At 57.6% G+C, this 16,734-nt stretch carries 13 protein-coding genes; 9 read left to right on the top strand and 4 right to left on the bottom strand.

Annotated elements, in window-relative coordinates; genetic code table 11:
* Nucleotides 1–35 precede the first annotated feature (35 nt).
* The 4 genes from NWV16_RS18185 to NWV16_RS18170 all read left to right on the top strand — a co-directional run bounded on the left by NWV16_RS18185 (nucleotide 36) and on the right by NWV16_RS18170 (nucleotide 8,294).
* Nucleotides 36–2,927, top strand: a complete 2,892-nt coding sequence (locus NWV16_RS18185) for a type VI secretion system tip protein VgrG (protein WP_260520182.1) — start codon at nucleotides 36–38, stop codon at nucleotides 2,925–2,927.
* Nucleotides 2,924–7,615, top strand: a complete 4,692-nt coding sequence (locus NWV16_RS18180; protein WP_260520181.1) for an RHS repeat-associated core domain-containing protein — start codon at nucleotides 2,924–2,926, stop codon at nucleotides 7,613–7,615. Before NWV16_RS18185 ends, NWV16_RS18180 begins: the two co-directional genes overlap by 4 nt.
* A gap of 3 nt (nucleotides 7,616–7,618) precedes the next feature.
* Nucleotides 7,619–7,960 carry a hypothetical protein gene (locus NWV16_RS18175; protein WP_260520180.1) on the top strand — a complete coding sequence of 114 codons (342 nt, stop codon included), beginning with the start codon at nucleotides 7,619–7,621 and terminating at the stop codon, nucleotides 7,958–7,960.
* 70 nt (nucleotides 7,961–8,030) lie between these two features.
* Nucleotides 8,031–8,294 (top strand): PAAR domain-containing protein, encoded by a 264-nt coding sequence (locus NWV16_RS18170; RefSeq protein ID WP_134827451.1) that lies wholly within the window; start codon nucleotides 8,031–8,033, stop codon nucleotides 8,292–8,294.
* Nucleotides 8,295–8,454: 160 nt separating this feature from the next.
* Here NWV16_RS18170 and NWV16_RS18165 read toward each other — a convergent pair whose 3' ends face one another.
* Entirely contained in the window at nucleotides 8,455–9,603 is a 1,149-nt protein-coding gene (locus NWV16_RS18165) for an aldose epimerase family protein (protein WP_260520179.1), read from the bottom strand.
* A 246-nt stretch (nucleotides 9,604–9,849) separates the two neighbouring features.
* Here NWV16_RS18165 and NWV16_RS18160 point away from each other — a divergent pair, with 246 nt between their 5' ends.
* The 4 genes from NWV16_RS18160 (at nucleotide 9,850) to NWV16_RS18145 (ending at nucleotide 12,583) form a co-directional block, all read left to right on the top strand.
* On the top strand, nucleotides 9,850–10,599 hold the full coding sequence (locus NWV16_RS18160; protein WP_260520178.1) for a hypothetical protein: 750 nt from the start codon (nucleotides 9,850–9,852) through the stop codon (nucleotides 10,597–10,599).
* Between the two features lie 95 nt (nucleotides 10,600–10,694).
* Nucleotides 10,695–11,480 (top strand): sulfite exporter TauE/SafE family protein, encoded by a 786-nt coding sequence (locus tag NWV16_RS18155; RefSeq protein ID WP_260520177.1) that lies wholly within the window; start codon nucleotides 10,695–10,697, stop codon nucleotides 11,478–11,480.
* Between the two features lie 13 nt (nucleotides 11,481–11,493).
* Nucleotides 11,494–11,835, top strand: a complete 342-nt coding sequence (locus NWV16_RS18150; RefSeq protein WP_260520176.1) for a hypothetical protein — start codon at nucleotides 11,494–11,496, stop codon at nucleotides 11,833–11,835.
* 181 nt (nucleotides 11,836–12,016) lie between these two features.
* Nucleotides 12,017–12,583, top strand: coding sequence for a DUF4174 domain-containing protein (locus tag NWV16_RS18145; RefSeq protein WP_260520175.1), 567 nt, complete (start codon nucleotides 12,017–12,019; stop codon nucleotides 12,581–12,583).
* An 87-nt stretch (nucleotides 12,584–12,670) separates the two neighbouring features.
* Here NWV16_RS18145 and NWV16_RS18140 read toward each other — a convergent pair whose 3' ends face one another.
* Together NWV16_RS18140 and NWV16_RS18135 are read right to left on the bottom strand one after the other, a co-directional pair.
* Nucleotides 12,671–13,291, bottom strand: coding sequence for a retron system putative HNH endonuclease (locus NWV16_RS18140; protein ID WP_260520174.1), 621 nt, complete (start codon nucleotides 13,289–13,291; stop codon nucleotides 12,671–12,673).
* The gene (locus NWV16_RS18135; RefSeq protein ID WP_260520173.1) at nucleotides 13,284–14,651 is read right to left on the bottom strand and encodes an AAA family ATPase; all 1,368 of its coding nucleotides are present in this window, start codon (nucleotides 14,649–14,651) and stop codon (nucleotides 13,284–13,286) included. The genes NWV16_RS18140 and NWV16_RS18135 overlap by 8 nt, the downstream gene beginning before the upstream one ends.
* 485 nt (nucleotides 14,652–15,136) lie before the next feature.
* Here NWV16_RS18135 and NWV16_RS18130 point away from each other — a divergent pair, with 485 nt between their 5' ends.
* Nucleotides 15,137–15,445: a hypothetical protein gene (locus NWV16_RS18130; protein WP_260520172.1), complete on the top strand. Its 309-nt coding sequence runs from the start codon at nucleotides 15,137–15,139 to the stop codon at nucleotides 15,443–15,445.
* 61 nt (nucleotides 15,446–15,506) lie between these two features.
* Here NWV16_RS18130 and ampC read toward each other — a convergent pair whose 3' ends face one another.
* Entirely contained in the window at nucleotides 15,507–16,673 is a 1,167-nt protein-coding gene (gene ampC, locus NWV16_RS18125; RefSeq protein ID WP_260520171.1) for a class C beta-lactamase, read from the bottom strand.
* Between the last annotated feature and the right edge of the window lie 61 nt (nucleotides 16,674–16,734).

The raw sequence follows: 16,734 nt of genomic DNA, 5'->3' as shown, positions 1-16,734 counted from the left end.
GGCGTGTGTCGCAGCACTGTGCGAGGGACAAGGGAATGTTCTCACCGGCCAACCAGGCTCATTTCAATCTGACCATCGATGGCGCGGACAGCGATTTTCAGGTGCTGTCGTTCACCGGTCGAGAAGCCCTCAACACGCCCTTTGAATTCGAGCTGGAACTGGTCAGCGAAAAGGCCTCGATCAACCTCGAAAGCCTGCTGCACAAACTGGCGTTCCTTCAGCTGTCGCCGAGCGGCACAGGGATTCACGGGCTGATCTACAGCATCGCCCAGGGCGAGGCGGGCAAACGCCTGACCCGCTACAAGATTTCCCTGCGCCCGCAGCTTTCGTACCTCGCGCACCGCTTCAATCAGCGCATCTTCCAGCAGATGACCGTGCAGCAGATCATCAGCACGGTGCTGGAAGAGCACGGCATTCTCGCCAGCGACTACCACTTCCAGCTGAGCGCGGTTTATCCCGAGCGCATCTACTGCACGCAATATGATGAAAGTGACCTGCACTTCGTCCAGCGCCTATGCGAAGAGGAGGGGATTCACTATCACTTCCAGCACACCTCCAGCGGCCACAAACTGACCTTCGGCGATGACCAGACGGTGTTCCCGAAACTCGCGCCTGTGGCCTATCAGCAGGACTCCGGGCTGGTGGCGGACAAGCCGGTGGTCAAGCGTTTCGGCCTGCGTCTGGCCACCCGCACCAGCCGCACCACGCGGCGCGATTACGACTTCGTCAAACCGAAGATCGAGCTGGAAAGCGACGCCAAGAGCAGCGCCCAGCCGGACCTGGAAGACTACGATTACCCAGGCCGTTTTGTGGACCGCGAGCGCGGCAAGCACCTGGCCAACCGCAACCTCGAACGCCACCGCAGCGACTATCGCCTGGCCGAAGGCAACAGCGATCAGCCGATTCTGGTCACCGGGCATTTTCTAGCCCTGACCGACCACGCCAACCCGATGTGGAACGACCTGTGGTTGCTCACCGAAATTTTCCACGAAGGCAAGCAGCCGCAAGTGCTGGAAGAGTCGGTGACCAGCGACACCACCGACAACAAAGACGATTTCCACCAGGGCTATCGCAACCGCTTCAACGCGATACCGTGGGACGTGCCGTACCGTCCGCCTCTGGATCACCCGAAACCCAAGGTCCTCGGTTCGCAAAGCGCCGTGGTCACCGGTCCCGAAGGCGAAGAAATCTTCTGCGACCAGTACGGCCGCGTAAAAGTGCAGTTCTTCTGGGACCGCGAAGGCCAGCACGACGACAAGACCACCTGCTGGATGCGCGTGGCCTCCAGTTGGGCCGCCGAAACCTTTGGCTCGATCAACATTCCGCGGGTCGGCATGGAAGTGCTGATCACCTTCCTCGAAGGCGATCCCGACCAGCCGCTGATCACCGGTTGCCTGTACCACGGCGCCAACCTGCCGCCGTACAAACTGCCGGACTTCAAGACCTTGGCCACGGTCAAGAGCAAGGAATACAAGGGCAGCCGCGCCAACGAACTGCGCATCGACGACACCACCAGCGAGATCAGCATCGCGCTGCGCAGTGACCACGGCGCCAGTGCGATCAACCTCGGTTACCTGACCCATCCGCGTCCGAGCGGCGGCCAGCCACGCGGTGAAGGGTTCGAACTGCGCACCGACCGCCACGGCGCCGTGCGTGCCGGCGCCGGTTTGCTGATCACCACCGAGCCGCGCCCGAACGAATCCAAACACCACAAGGACCTGCCGGAAACCGCCGAACGCCTGGCCACCGCCAGCGATCAACAGGACGGTTTCGCCACGCAGGCCAAAGAGCTTCAGGCTCAAGAGGCCGGTGATCAGGACGATGTCGCCAAGGCCTTGCACGCCCAGCACCAAGGCGTACTCGGCTCGGGACCTGCAAACCTCTCCGCCAACGAATTCCCCGAGTTCACCGAACCGCATCTGGTGCTCGCCAGTCCCGCCGGCATCGCCCTGACCACACCGCGCTCCAGCCACATCGCCACCGGCGAACACCTGGCGCTGAGCAGCACCGGGCACACCAGTTTTTCCATCGGCAAACGCCTGTTGGCCAGTGCCAGTCGCGGCATGCGCCTGTTCGTGCAGAGCATGGGCTGGCGGCTGGTGGCGGCCTCCGGCGACATCGACATCAAGGCGCTCAAGGACAGCATCAACCTGCTGGCCAAACTCAACATCACCGCCAACGCCGACCGGATCACCATCACAGCCAAGACCGAACTGGTGATCCAGGGCGGCGGCAGCGCCACGACCTACAACGCCGGCGGCATCACCCACGCCACCAGCGGCCCGTACACCGCGCACGCGGCGAACTTCGCCTACACCGGCGCCAAAAGCTTGGCCGGCGTGTTCCCGGAACCGCCGAAACCCGGCAAGGGCAACCTCGAATTGTTCAACCAGTACGCCGGGCGTCAGGGCATCAAGGAAGGTGATTACGAAGTCATTGATGCGCTGGGTAAAAGCATCAAAGGCAAGCTCGACGCGAAGGGCTTCGCCAGCGTTGCCGGTGCCGCGCCGGGCCCGGCCCGTGTCCTCTTCGGCCAGGATCCGGCAGACACCTGGAGTGAGGGCAGCTACATCGGCAAGCCGGAGTGGCCGTTGAGTCTGCCGGGTGCTGATGACGTGCCGAGTCAGGTGCAGGCCATGGTGGCGCAGGCGTTGCCGAGCAAGAATTGGGATGTTTTGGAGAAGGGTAAGGGCATGGTGCAAACAGGGATGAATGCGATGCAGACCGCGCAAGGCACTATGCAAACGGCGCAGCAGGTGAAAGGCGTGATTCAGGGTGGGGCGGCCGGGTTGCCGAAAACGGCAAGCGCGGCGATGCCAAGTGCGTCGGGGATCCTCGAGGCGGCGAGCAAGGCAGGCAAGTTGCCGAGTCTACCGAAACGTTCCCTGAAAACACCGGGATTATCGGTGGATGAGGTGTTGTCATGACGACTGATGCAGGTGGGGCGAAAAAACGCGAACCACAGGTTGCCGTTGTTCCGTTGAACACATTGGATGTGCAGGACGTGGGACGCGGAGCGGCCAGATTTGACGCTTGGCTTCAATCGATCAGCGGTAATGTGGTGACACTGGATCGTATAAAGAGTGTCGCAGGTGCCTTACCTGTAGTGGGCAACATAATGGCGCTGGTGGACGCACTGGGCGATATTGTTACCCTGGCCAAAAGCAAGCAGCGTGAGTTGCTCGATTGGGTAAGCCTGGGCATCAATCTGATCGGCGTATTGCCGGCGCCCCCGACCATGGCTGCGGCGCGTATGAGCATGCGGCCGACTCTGTTCCTGGTGCGTCAAGAGCTGCGCAACAGCGCTAAGATGCTGCTCGGTGACTCTATGATCGAGGTGCTGGTCGGGCACTTGAATGCGACCATCGTCGGCACCATCGACGACTTCGTCAAACAGGCGCAAGGCAAGCTGTCCGGCATTCTTGCCGATGCCGGAAAACTGGGCGAAAGCGCAGTCAATGAAATCGCCAAGGGCCTTGAGGCCGTGGTCAACGGCAAGCTGGATGCAAAAGGCGATGCTCGAGCAGCCAGCCAGAAAATTACTGCGGCGGGCAATCAGTTACTCAGCGATCCGAAAGCCGCCATCAGCAACATTTTTGGTGCGGCCTTCAGTGCTTACAAAGCTATTGGCAAAGGGGTCGCCAATAGCGCGGCGAAGAATCTTCTCCCAGATGAAGCAAAAAAACTGGTTCTGACCCATACAGGAACATTGAGGGCGATGGGGCCGGAGATCAAAACCCAATTGAGCAAGTTGGGCGACCCCGGCACGCGTCACTCAATCGGCTGGTTGTTGCAGATGCTCAGTGGTGCTGTTGTAGCATGGCGTAAGCGTCGCGGTCATGGTCAGAGCGCAAGCGTTAAACCGAACGCTACCAGCAAGGCTCAACACAAGGCCGGTGAGGGGCGTCTGGAAGCCACCAGTCGTCAGGCGCCGGCAAAAGGCGTGGCTAATCCGGACAAGAACGTCGCCTGTACAGGTACTTGCCACAGCATCAGCTTTTCGTTGGGATCGGAGCTGCTTCGTCACACCGACTTCAGCCTTCCCGGCGCATTCCCGATTGAGTGGTCACGTATCTACAACTCACGTCTGGACGCATATGACGATGGCGTTTTGGGCGCGCGTTGGGTGACCGAGTTCAGCACTCGCTTCGACTGTCGGGGCGATGACTTGGTGTTTTTCGGTTCCGATGGCAGAAGCCAGGAGTACCCACAGCCCAAAGTTGGACTGTTTCATTACGATGCCGTGGAAAACGTCACTCTGATACGGGTGAGTGAAGACCGGTTACTGCGGTGTCAAGGCTTTGAGCGCAAGGAAACCTACGTCCGTCGTGGTCAGCAATACCTGTTGGCCGGTGTTGTGCTGCGCAATGGTGCCGGCATCATGCTGCACTACGAACATCGTCACGGTAGTGAATCGATACTGTCTGATCTGATCACTTATCAGGACGATGTCACTCAGGTGCTTTCGCACCTGGGGACAATGATTGATGACCACGGCCGCCTGACCGGGGTATGGGAAATTCACGAAGGTGTGCCTCAGCGTCAACTGTGTGGTTACCAATACGACGCCTTCGGCGACCTGATTCTGGCCCAGGATCAGAATGGCGCTACATGGTCATACCAGTATCAGCATCATTTGATTACGCGTTACACCGATCGGACGGCCCGGGGCATGAACCTCGAATGGCAAGGTCAGGGTTCGGATGCCAAAGCGATTCGTGAGTGGGCGGATGATGGCAGTTTCGATACCCGTCTGGAATGGGACGAAAACATTCGTTTGACCTATGTGACGGATGCCTACGGTAATGAAACCTGGCACTACTACGACATTCTTGGCTACACGTATCGCATTCGTTATCCGGATGAACGTTCTGAATGGTTCTTCCGTGATAATGCCAAGAATCTGATTCGTCATGTCCACACGGATGGCAGCACCGACCGCTACAGCTACGACGAGCGCGGGAACCTGCTTGAGCATATCCGACCGGATGGCAGCGTGGAGCACTACGCCTTCAACGATCATGATCAACTGATCAAGATCAGCGATGCAGAGGGCGGTCTGTGGCAGCGGGAGTATGACGACCACGGCAATCTGGTCGAGGCGGTAGATCCTCTAGGCAACAAGACCGAGTATGCCTACAACAAGGCCGGCCTTCCCACTGCGATCAAGGATGCCAACGGCAATGAGAAGGTTATCGAATACAACGATGCTGGCCAGTTGGCCAAATATACCGACTGCTCCGGCAAGACCAGCGCGTGGGAATACGACGCTCGTGGTCAACTGATCTGTTTCACCGATGCGGCGGGACAAAGCACAGAATACGAGTACAAGAACGGTCAGTTGGTGCTGATCATACACCCGGACAAAACTGAAGAGCGCTTTGAACGCGATGCCGAGGGACGGTTGCTGGTACACGTGGATGCCTTGGGGCAATGCACGACCTGGAGCTACACGGCGGCAGGACTTGTCAGCGAACGTGTGGATGCCGCCGAGCAGACCTTGCGTTACAACTGGGATCGGTTGGGACGGCTGGTCGAGTTGGAGAACCAGAACGAACGGCGGGCCCACTTTCACTATGACCCACTGGGCCGGTTGTTGGAGGAAACCGGTTTCGATGGTCGGATCACGCGTTATCAATACGATCCTGAAACCGGTCGCCTGGCCAGCAAACTTAATGGCCAACGCGTCATCAAATTCACCTTCGACTCGATGGGGCGGCTGACGGATCGCCATGCCAGCTTGGGCGGTGAGTCTCAAAGCGAAACCTACGCCTACGATGGTAATGGTCGTTTGGTCATGGCCAGCAACGCTAACAGTCGTCTGCATTGGTTCCATGACCCGGCAGGCAACCTGATCCGAGAGCATCAGCATTATCTGGATCTCGACAAGCCTTTGGCGGCCGTCTGGCACCATGAATATGATGCTCTCAATCAGCGAATCGCGACCATTCGGCCAGATGGGCACAAGGTCAGTTGGTTGACCTATGGGAGCGGCCATCTTCTGGGGTTGCGCCTGGATGAGCATGACCTGATCGGGTACGAGCGTGACGATCTACATCGTGAAGTGGCACGTCATCAAGGCAACAGATTACTGCAGACACAGAAGTGGGATCCGGCAGGTCGGCTCCAAGAGCAGTTGCTTGGACGCAGCGATGACAAAACGACGCTGCTCAAACGCGAGTACAAGTACGATGCGATTGGCCAACTGACCGACCTGAATGACACCCGTCGCGGGCCACTGGCTTACCGCTACGACCCGGTCGGTCGTCTCATCAGCGCCGTCAGCCGCTTGAGTACGGAAACATTTGCTTTCGATCCGGCCAGCAATCTGCTGGATGATGCGGTTACGCAAATTCGTCGACCGCTGGATCAAGACAAGCCGCGCAGCAAGTTACTGGACAACCTTTTACGGGAGTACGCCGGTACGCATTACGAATACGACGAGAGGGGCAATCTTATCCAGCGCTGGCAGAACGGCAATTACAGCCGCATGCGCTGGGATCTGTTCGACCGTCTGGTGAACTTCGACGACGCGCGTCTGAGCGTCGACTTCGCATACGATGCCTTGGGTCGGCGCTTGTACAAGGACTCGAACGCTCATTATAAGGAGCGTTCGGAAGCAGGCTCTCAATGGAACCGTAACGAGCGCACGCGTAAACAACGAGAGCTTGGCTGCGGGTTCACGCTGTTTGGCTGGGACGGAGACAATCTGGCGTGGGAAAGCAGCCCGGCACAAGCGGACGGAAGTTCGGGGCGCACGGTTCATTACATCTTTGAGCCCGGCAGTTTCATACCGGTAGCCCAAGCTCTTTCACACAATCCGATTCAATTGCCGAGCCTGCCGGATTATGGCGGCGAATACAGTCTCGACGATGATCCCCTTTGGAATTTCAAGCCGACACCGCAACTATTCGATGCATTGGCTTGGTATCAGTGCGATCATCTTGGCACGCCACAAGAACTGACGGACCAGAATGGCGAGATTGCATGGAGTGCGCATTACAAGGCTTGGGGTGAGGCTCACGAAAAACGTTCTGCGTGGGCGCAGCAGCAGGGATTGACCAACCCGATCCGGTTTCAGGGGCAGTATCACGACCAGGAAACAGGACTGCACTACAACCGCCATCGCTATTACGATCCTGGAGTTGGTCGATTCATCAGCAAAGATCCGGTGGGATATGCGGGTGGCTTGAACACCTATGCGTATGCACCGAACCCGACAGGCTGGGTCGACCCGTTGGGCTTGACGAACACCACCGACGGCAAAGGGAAATCCGTCCCCCTGAGCAACTTGGGGGTGCCTGACAATACCCAGTTCGACCCCAAGCCTGGTATCACCAAACCCTATGCCCGTGACTCGGCCTGTGGGCCCACGACAGCTCAAACCGCTTCCGTACAAGGTGTCCCGTGCGTTGTATGTGGAACGGTCGCGCCTAAAATGGTGGCGGATCACAAAGATGCGTTGGTGGTGGAGTACTATCGGACAGGCAGTAACGACAAGACGCACCAGACCTCGCTGGGGGCTGTGCAATCGCATTGCCCAGTCTGCTCCAGAAAGCAGGGTGGCCATGCTTCATTCTTCTCAAAATGTATGAAAACCAAGCTGGGAATCTGATCAATGCAAAAGGCTGAACCCGTTTATCCCGACGATTTGCAGAAGAAGGTCTGTGAGCAGTACGGACTGCCTGTGCTCCCTCCAGAAGAGATGGTGGCCGTGGCCATTGGATCGCTTGGCAAGTCACCAATCTACGGCACCAGGGTTCAATTGCCGGAAGGCGGGAACGTTAGCTGGTTCATTCACTGCGGCGACTACTCGGCAGCTGATGACTTTTATCAGGCTGTTCACATTCAGCACTTGAGCGAAATGTTACCGCAGGTTGTGAACTATCTCTGCCTTCCCACGGGCGCGAAATTCATCATCGATAGCGAAGGGTATGAAGACGTCTGGATGGCTGAGTAAAAAGTGAGGGCTGCTCGCGGGTCAACAGATTGAAGCGGGCAGCTAACCCTCGAGTCAAAGGAGTGACTACATGAAAGACGCAATCCGCTTGGGCGACTCCACCACACACGGTGGCAAGGTGCTCGAAGCATTCTCCCAAACCAACCTCAACGGTAAGCCAATTGCCGGGGTTGGTCACAAAGTCAGCTGTCCCTTGTGCAAAGGGGTTTTTCCTATTGCCGAGGGCAGCAGCACCTACACCGTCGATGGCGTGCCCATCGCGCTGGACGGCATGAAAACCGCCTGTGGAGCCGCGTTGATTTCCAGTGGCCCGAAAGGCGCCGTAATCAGCTGAGTCCCTGAATTTCGGTTACTTCTGTCTGCCTTGGTCGATATCCAGAGTGGGCAGGGCCGGTCCAAGGGTTCAAGAAGCAAAAAGGTCGCAGCCTGCGACAGCTCTGCATGAGGATTGATTTTCCCCTGTAGACGCTGCCGCAGGCTGCGATCTTTTGCTTTTACTTCGCAGAAAACTTCAACACCACGCTCTGGGTGTAGGTCTGTCCCTGATCCAGTCGGGTGCTCGGGAAGTTCGGCTGGTTCGGCGAGTCCGGGTAGTGCTGGGTTTCCAGGGTGAACGCACCCCAGTGCGGATAGACCTTGCCACCCTTGCCCTTGACCGTGCCGTCGAGGAAGTTGCTGGTGTAGAACTGCACACCCGGTTCGCTGGTGTACAGCTGCAGGTGGCGACCGGATTGCGGGTCGCTGACTTCGGCGGCGAGTTTGCTGACGTCACCCTGGGTGTCCAGCGCCCAGTTGAAATCGAAGCCGCCGTGTTGCGGTTCGGCGAATTTCAACTGCGGGTGATCGGCCTTGATGTGCTGGCCGATGGCGGTGGGTTTGGTGAAGTCCATCGGCGTGCCGGCCACCGGGGCCAGTTCGCCGGTCGGGATCAGTTTGGCGGTGACCGGGGTGTAATGGCTGGCGTGCAGGGTGGCGACCTGCTTGAGGATGTCGCCATTGCCGGCACCGGCGAGGTTGAAGTAGCTGTGGTTGGTCAGGTTGAGCACGGTCGGTTTGTCGGTGCTGGCCTTGTAGTCGATGCGCAGTTCGTTGTTGTCGGTGAGGCGGTAGGTCACTTCGGTGGTGAGGTTACCGGGGAAACCCATTTCGCCATCCGCCGACAGGTAGGTCAGGGTCACGCCGACCGAATCCTTGTCTTTGGTTTCCGTTGCCTTCCAGACCTTTTTGTCGAAACCCTGCGTGCCGCCGTGCAAGGCATTGGTCTTGTCGTTCTGCGGCACTTGATAGCGTTTGCCGTCAAGCTCGAAGGCGCCGTCGGCCAGGCGATTGCCGAAGCGGCCGATGGTCGCGCCGAAGTATGCGGTGCCTTTCTGGTAACCCTGCACATCGTCGAAGCCGAGGACGATGTCGTCGAGCCTGCCGTGTTTGTCCGGCACCTGCAGCGCCTGCAAGGTCGCGCCGTAAGTGATGACCGTGGCCTGCATGCCATGGCTGTTGCGCAGGATGTATTGCTCGACCGGCGTGCCGTCATTGGTTTTGCCGAAGGCTTTGTGTTCGCTGGTCAGGCCGGCGGCCTGGGCGGAGAGGGTGGCGATCATCAGGGACAGTCCGAGGCCGCAGAGTGATTGTCGGGATTGAAGCATGGTTGACCTTCCTTTTTTGTTGTTGTTTTCAAAATCACTAAATAGTCATGCTAATAGGCGTTTGAGTAAAAATTTATAGACGATTAAACGCATTTTGCAAAAATAAAGTCGGACTAAATGGTGATTCGTCAAACACCGAAAGTCGGGAAAACTCTGCGGCACCGCACTTTTGCGAAATCCCCGGCTCTATCCATGGCCAGGTTGCGGTGACTCCCGCCGCACAGCAACGTGTCCGTCAAAGAATTCATGCCGAGAGTTTTGCCCCACATCGCTGCATTCATTCATCGCCCGTGTCTGTTGCTGGTCTGCCTGTCGACGCTGTTGCTCGGCGCTTGCAGCCACCAGGACGGCAACAATTTCATCAGTCAGATGCGCGAGGGCAGGCCACAGGAATTTCTCCAGACCAGCGTCGACCGCATGGCCACCCTGGCGATGCGCGACAATCTCGACAGCCTCTATCGCTTGATGGGCAAGTTGTACCTGCGCAACCCGGACGAATTGCGCAAATCCGGCTTCCTCGACATCCGCACGGCGGTCAAGCAGGTGCGGTTGGCCATTGAGCAGCAGCAACCGCTGCCGACTCTCGGCGGCAAGAAAGATCTGGCGGCACTGAGCTATGCCATGAGCCCGGAGTTTTTGGGTGACCGGGTCGGCGCCTTCATTTATGCCATCGGCAGCATGCTGGTCACCGCTCACGGCAACCGTACCGAGTTCTACATGACCGATGCGATCAACCCGACCTTCGTCAACAACGCCGCGCGCAACATCGAGAAAGCCACGTGGATCCTTGCCCAGCGGCAAAACAAAGAAGGCCAGCCGCTGCTGTTTTCCAATGAGATATCGGAGGAGGGCAGCAACCTGAGTTTCGCCACGGAGTTCGGCAAAGTCGTGGCTCGTCTGGATCTGCTGACCCAGATGCTCGACGAGCGTTACCGACGCATCGGTTTGAATTATGCCCAGAGTCTGCTGTTTTTGAATTTTCTACCGGTGCAGTGAAATGGAATAACGATAGATCGGATCGATATAGGTGGTTATAAGAAAAATCGCTATGCTGCGGACCGGATTTTTCCTGTCGTCTTCTGGATGTTTTCATGGAATTGGCAAATTTCGGCCTGGTGGTTGCCGGGCTGGTGGTGGGGTTCATCGTCGGCATGACCGGTGTCGGCGGTGGTTCGTTGATGACGCCGATCCTGCTGTGGTTCGGCATCAATCCGGCCACGGCGGTGGGCACGGATCTGCTGTACGCCGCTATCACCAAATCCAGCGGCGTGCTGGTCCACAGGAAAAACAAGAACATCGACTGGGCCATTACCGGCTGGCTGACCCTGGGCAGCGTCCCGGCGGTGGCGATGACGTTGTGGTTCCTCAGTACCCTGCACACCGCGCCGGATGCGATGAACGCCATCATCAAGCAGGCGCTGGGCTATGTGCTGTTCGCCACCGCAATGGCGATTCTGTTCAAGAAACGCCTGCTGGCATTCGCCCACAAACGCGCAGGCGGCAACTACAACCCCAGCGGAACTCGCTTGAATATCATGACGGTGATCACCGGCCTGATCCTCGGCACCATGGTCGCCCTGACCTCCATCGGCGCCGGAGCCCTCGGCACCGTCGCGCTGTTCATCCTCTATCCGCTGCTGCCGACGCGCCGTCTGGTCGGCACCGAAATCGCCCACGCCGTACCGCTGACCCTGGTCGCCGGCCTCGGGCATGCGAGCATGGGCAACATGGACTGGAGCGTGCTGGGTTTCCTGCTGATGGGCTCGCTGCCGGGCATCTGGCTTGGCAGTCACCTGACCGGTCGGGTCTCCGATGAACTGCTGCGTCCATGCCTGGCGACCATGCTGGTGTTGATTGGTTACAAACTGGCGTTCTGATTGGCAGGCAGCCATGAGCGAAACGACATTCCATTGCAATGGCCGCCTCGCCATCACGGTCGAGCCCCGGGAAATGCGCATGAGCCACTGGCTGTATGCGCCGCGGGTGGTCGATCAACAGCGCAATCAGACGCTACTGGACTTGAGCGCAAGCCAGTGGGATCTGAACTCCAGCAAAGAAACAGCCGACGGCATTGACCTGTTGCTGCGCAAGTATCCGGGTGACAAGCCTGCGGTGACCTTGAGCGTCAGCCTTGATGGCGGAGCGCTGCGGCTCGAAGGCCGACGTGTCGATTCGGCCGGGCTGGAAGCGGCGCTGGATTCGGTACTGTTCCAGGCGAGCGCTTCGCGCTGAATCGTCATCCCGATACGGTCATAAAAGGTAATCAAATGCGCGACATGATCAAGCGCATGCGGTTGCGCAAAATCGTTGCTGACCTACGCTTTGAACAAGGCGACACATATTTGCCGGGCAACCCCGGAACAATCGCCACGATGCGCAATCATTAGAGCGTGGATATCAAAAGGAGATGCGCATGCTCATCAGGTCACTGACCCTGACACTCTTGCTGGCGATTGCCGGCCCCCTGTTCGCCGCCGACGGCGATTCCCCTCTGGACGTCGACAAGGGCATCAACCGCCCGGTGATCGTGATCGCTTCCAGTACGGTCGATTCTTATTGGGTCAGCCTGAAAAAAGCGCTGGACGACCCGGCCAACAAACAAGGCATCGCCGACCGCAAGATCAAGGTTTACACCATCCTGAGCATGAGCGGTCAGGTCGATGGCAAAAGCATGGAGCAGCAGCAAACCATGGCGCTGCTGCGCTCGCTGAAGCTGGGCGCCGGGGCGTATCCGAAGGTCTTTCTGGTGGGTAAGGATGGCGAGACCAAACTGTCGGCTTCGGGGGATGAAGCGGCGACGGTCGACCTGAAGAAAATTTTCGACACCATCGATGCGCTGCCTGCCGCCGAGAAAGAAACTACTTCCACTGTGGTGACGGCCCCGGCTGCTGCAGAACCGGCGCCGGCCAAAGGTGCGAAAGGGACAAAACCGGCGAAACCGACCAAACCGGCCAAGCCGCCGGAAATGCCGGATGATTGATTGCGGCAGGCTCTGAATGAAAATGGCGAACGTGATTAAACGTTCGCCATTTTTTTGTCCGCCGGAATGACCGCGATACTTTGAATATCAGGGCAGGAGCTGACGGATGACATTGACCAGAACCGGAGAAAAAGCCGCGAGCTGGCCATTCTTGGGAGTCAGCATGTCATCCAGGAGAATCCCCAGAAGCTCTTCATCTTCAAGGTCATCAGGTTGCATGCCTCCTGTGAAGATCAACTGATCAACCAGCTGTTTCCGCGCGCCTATGAGTCCGCGATTGCTTTCTTCGGTATGACCCAGATTCAAGATTTCCACAGCTGAATTTGCGCGTTCGGTTTTGCCGGTCACTCTACCGGACAGATAAAACTTCAATTCCGACTCGCATTCCTCCATCAAAGGCGTCAGATCTAGTGGGCGCGTGCCTCGATGATGTCCACATTGATTCTGGCGCTGGCAACTGGCGACGATGTTGGTGAACTCCAATGTGCGATTGGGGGCTTTATCCTGGGCTTCAACGTGCTCGTTATGTGAGTTGTCGCCTGCAATGGTCTGGCAGCAATAGGCGCAAAGGCTGAACTGTTCCGCTATACAAGCCGTGCGCACGCTCACACGTTCTTCGCTGGGCAGGTCCCGGTAACGTAATGTTGTGTTGGCGCGTTTCCATCTGATGAGTTGTTCCGGCTCGGCTCCCTTGGTGATCTTACGCACGACGCAGCTCCAGCTTGCGCAGCAACAGCGCTGCTTTCGCCAGTTCGATATGACCGTCTGGAAGTTCTTCTGCCAGTTCGGCGAATAGCTTCTGTGCGGTTTCCAGATCGCCGTCCTGCAAGCGTTCGAGCAACGCGTTCAAACGTTTTTGAACGTCGCTGTTGCGGATATCGGTGTCCATGACTTCCAGCAACACCTGATTGGCATCGAGACCGTAAAGGCCGTTGTGTTCGTGGAGCTCTCCGTTATTGAGCACGTAAACCAGCACATCCTTGGCGTCGCTGATCACCAGTGGCGAATGGGTGGTCAGTACGAACTGGCAGTTGGGGAAGGTTTCGCTCAGTTGGCGGATCAAGCTGCGTTGCCATTTTGGGTGCAGGTGCAGATCCACTTCGTCGATCAGCACGATGCCGTCGCCGTGGAGCGGGTTGTCCAGCGACTGGTTCATCATTGCCAAGCGGCGGGCGATATCACCGACCAGCGCCATCATCGACTTCTCGCCTTGCGATAGCTGGGCAACGTTGAGAGTGACGCCGTCCTTGTCGATGGCCATGTGCAGGCGAGGTTTGCGTTGCACACGCAGGTTGGTGAAGCCCGGCATGAAGGCGGCGATGGCTGAGCGGACGGCGGTTAGCTGGCGGTCGCGGGACGAGGCTTTCAGTTTGGACAGGGTTTTCCAAACATCACTGTCATAGCCGAACTTTATCGAGATTTCGGCTAGTGCAGTGTCGGAAATGCCAGTTTCGTTTTCGCTGTCCTCGCGCTCGCGGAACCACTCGAAGAAACGGCGGAAATCCACGCCTCGGTTGAGAGAGTTGTCGTAGCCGTCGAGTTGGTCGAAGGTGTGTTTGGTGCGGATTTTTAACGGAATTTCAAGGACTGAGCGCTCCACCGGATAATAGGCGACCAAGGGAAGAGAAGCTTTGTTATCAGCAGTTAGTAGTGTGCGGTAGTGGTCTGCTAATCGACTGGCGTCTGTCAGCACACTATGGGACGCGGATTTTCGTCCTTGCTTGACTCTTGCGACTGTCCAACTGAATAGGGTTTCCTTCGCGAACACCTCAGGAATGTTTGAACGTGCCAGAGAAGTGTCTAACACTGCTACATGAACCATGGCGATGGAGGCACCGTTTCGGATGTCATCATTTGCTAAATGACTGCCAATTCCTTTTTCAGTACGAATTCTGGCGACCAACCAGCTCAGTGAGGTGGCGAGCGACTTTAAAAGCGTAGTTTTCCCGGCACCGTTGTTCCCCACAAAAACCGTAACGTTTGATGAGGTCTTATTAGTAGGTGCCAGTTGAACGTCCAATTCGTTGAATCGACCGACGTCCGTTAGGTTAAAGCTGAAAATCTGCAATGCATCACCTTATGGTCTGGTCGGTAAGAGGGCTTTGGCGCGCATTATGTCATCACCGGCCACGGATTGATTCGCTGGAGTGTAGATACTCCACTTCACCTGGTCACCCATGAAAATAGTTGCCGCATATTCCCACCAGAATGAGCTGCGCAACTCCCTTCAATTCCGTCGGACATTTCCTTCAAAATGCGGCGGCGTTGGTGAGCTGGTGCTCCGAAAGCCGTGCCGATAACCTTTCCGGACCGCTGCAAAATCAGCGGTCGGATGTGGAAGTCCGGTTTCAGACTCATTCACCAAGCCTCATAAAGCGCATGGCGACATCTTTTATGTCAACATCGCGGCCTTATGGTGGCTGTACGCGGGAGCGCTTTCGAGTGCGCCGGGTTCGGGTGATTGGCTCGGTCTTCCACACCTGCGTACAGCTACCACCCTCATGTGGAAGTGAGATGGGTAGCGTTTTTCACAATCCCATCGGAGTTACACACATGAAGAAAACGGATTTCGAATCACCTGAACGTTCCACCGACTCAACCAAACCCCGCTACATCCCCATCACCGGCATCGACTGCCAAATTCCCTGTCTCCTGATCGATCGCGAAGCCCCGGTAGACGTACTCCACGGCACTGCCGCCTACCGATTGCGCAGCGTGACTCAACTGCTGGAAACACTTTCCCTCAGCGACGGCATCGGTCATGACGCCTTGCTGCTGCAGGACTTCGCCCGGGTATTGGCGATCCCTCTGCGCGACAGCTGTGACCTGATGGATGTACTGGGCTGGAAGCTACAGGCGTAGTTTTCAATCCCCCAAACAAAAACGGGCGACCTTCTCGGGTCGCCCGTTTTTTTTGGCGTGATTACCGGGTCAACTCTTCCAGAATCCTGTGCGCAATCTTCACCCGCTCCCCGTTGGGGTAATTGCGATTCGCCAGAATCACGAGCCCGACCTTTTTCGATGGCACGAACGCGACGTAGGCACCGTAGCCGGCGGTGGAACCGGTCTTGTTCAGCAGCACGTTTGCCGGTTCAGGCTGTGGCGGATTCAGCCATTTGACCTTGTGTGGTTCCATGGCCATGGGCGTCGAGTTGCCGTCCAGCAGGCGGTCGAGGCTGATCGGGTAGGTGTAGCGTTCCCAGCCCAGGCCCTGGGTCATGTCGCCGACGGTGTAGTAGCCGGTGTGGGTGAGGGCGATGGCTTTCTGCAGCGGTGTTTCGAGTTTCGCGGTGTCGAGGTTGGCTTCGACATATTGCAGCAGGTCGGCGGCGCTGGTTTTCACGCCGTAAGCTTCGGAATCCAGTGCGCCGGGGCTGACCCGAATCGGTTTGTTGTTCTTGTCATAGCCCTGGGCATAACGCTTTTGTTCAGACGCAGGCACCGACAGGTAGGTGTGCTTGAGCCCGAGTTTCGGCAGCAGGGTTTCAGTCATGACCTGGTTGAACGGCTGGCCGAAGCTTTTCGCCGCCAGGTAGCCGAACAGGCCGATGCTCGGATTGGAATACAGGCGTTGACTGCCTGCGGGATACGTCGGTTTCCACTGTTGGTAATAGCCGAGCATCTTGTCGGAAGAGTCTGCGGCATCCGGGAATTGCAGCGGTAGCCCGCCCGCGCTGTAGGTGGCCAGTTGCAGCAGGCTGATCTTGTCGAAGGCACTGCCTTTCAGCTCGGGCCAGTGCTGACTGGCCTTGTCGGAGAACTCGAGTTTGCCGGTGGCCTGGGCGTAGGCAGCGAGGGTTGCGGTGAAGGTTTTACTCACCGAGCCGATTTCGAACAGGGTGTTTTCACTCACCGCTTGCCCGGTGCTTTTGTCGGCAATACCGTAGTTAAAGTAATGCGCCTTGCCATCGACGGTCACGGCGACCGCCATACCCGCAATGTCCTGCTGCTGCATCACCGGTGTCACGGTGGCCTTGACCAGCGCCTGCAACTGGTCGTCGCTCTGTGGGGCAGCCAGGCAGGTGGCGGCACTGAAGAACAGTCCGAAAGCGCTGCAGGACTTGAGTTTGTTCAGGTTTATTGAAGGCATCGTTGAGCCACTCTCCATGAGTGTTGTTGGTGTTATCCCGCTACACTGCGAGTGTTTTCCG

It is taken from the genome of Pseudomonas sp. BW7P1, assembly GCF_024981055.1.
Classification (GTDB): Bacteria; Pseudomonadota; Gammaproteobacteria; order Pseudomonadales; family Pseudomonadaceae; genus Aquipseudomonas; species Aquipseudomonas bananamidigenes.
The sequence above is the reverse complement of the archived record's forward strand: the minus strand, read 5'-3'. Positions and strand labels throughout refer to the sequence as shown.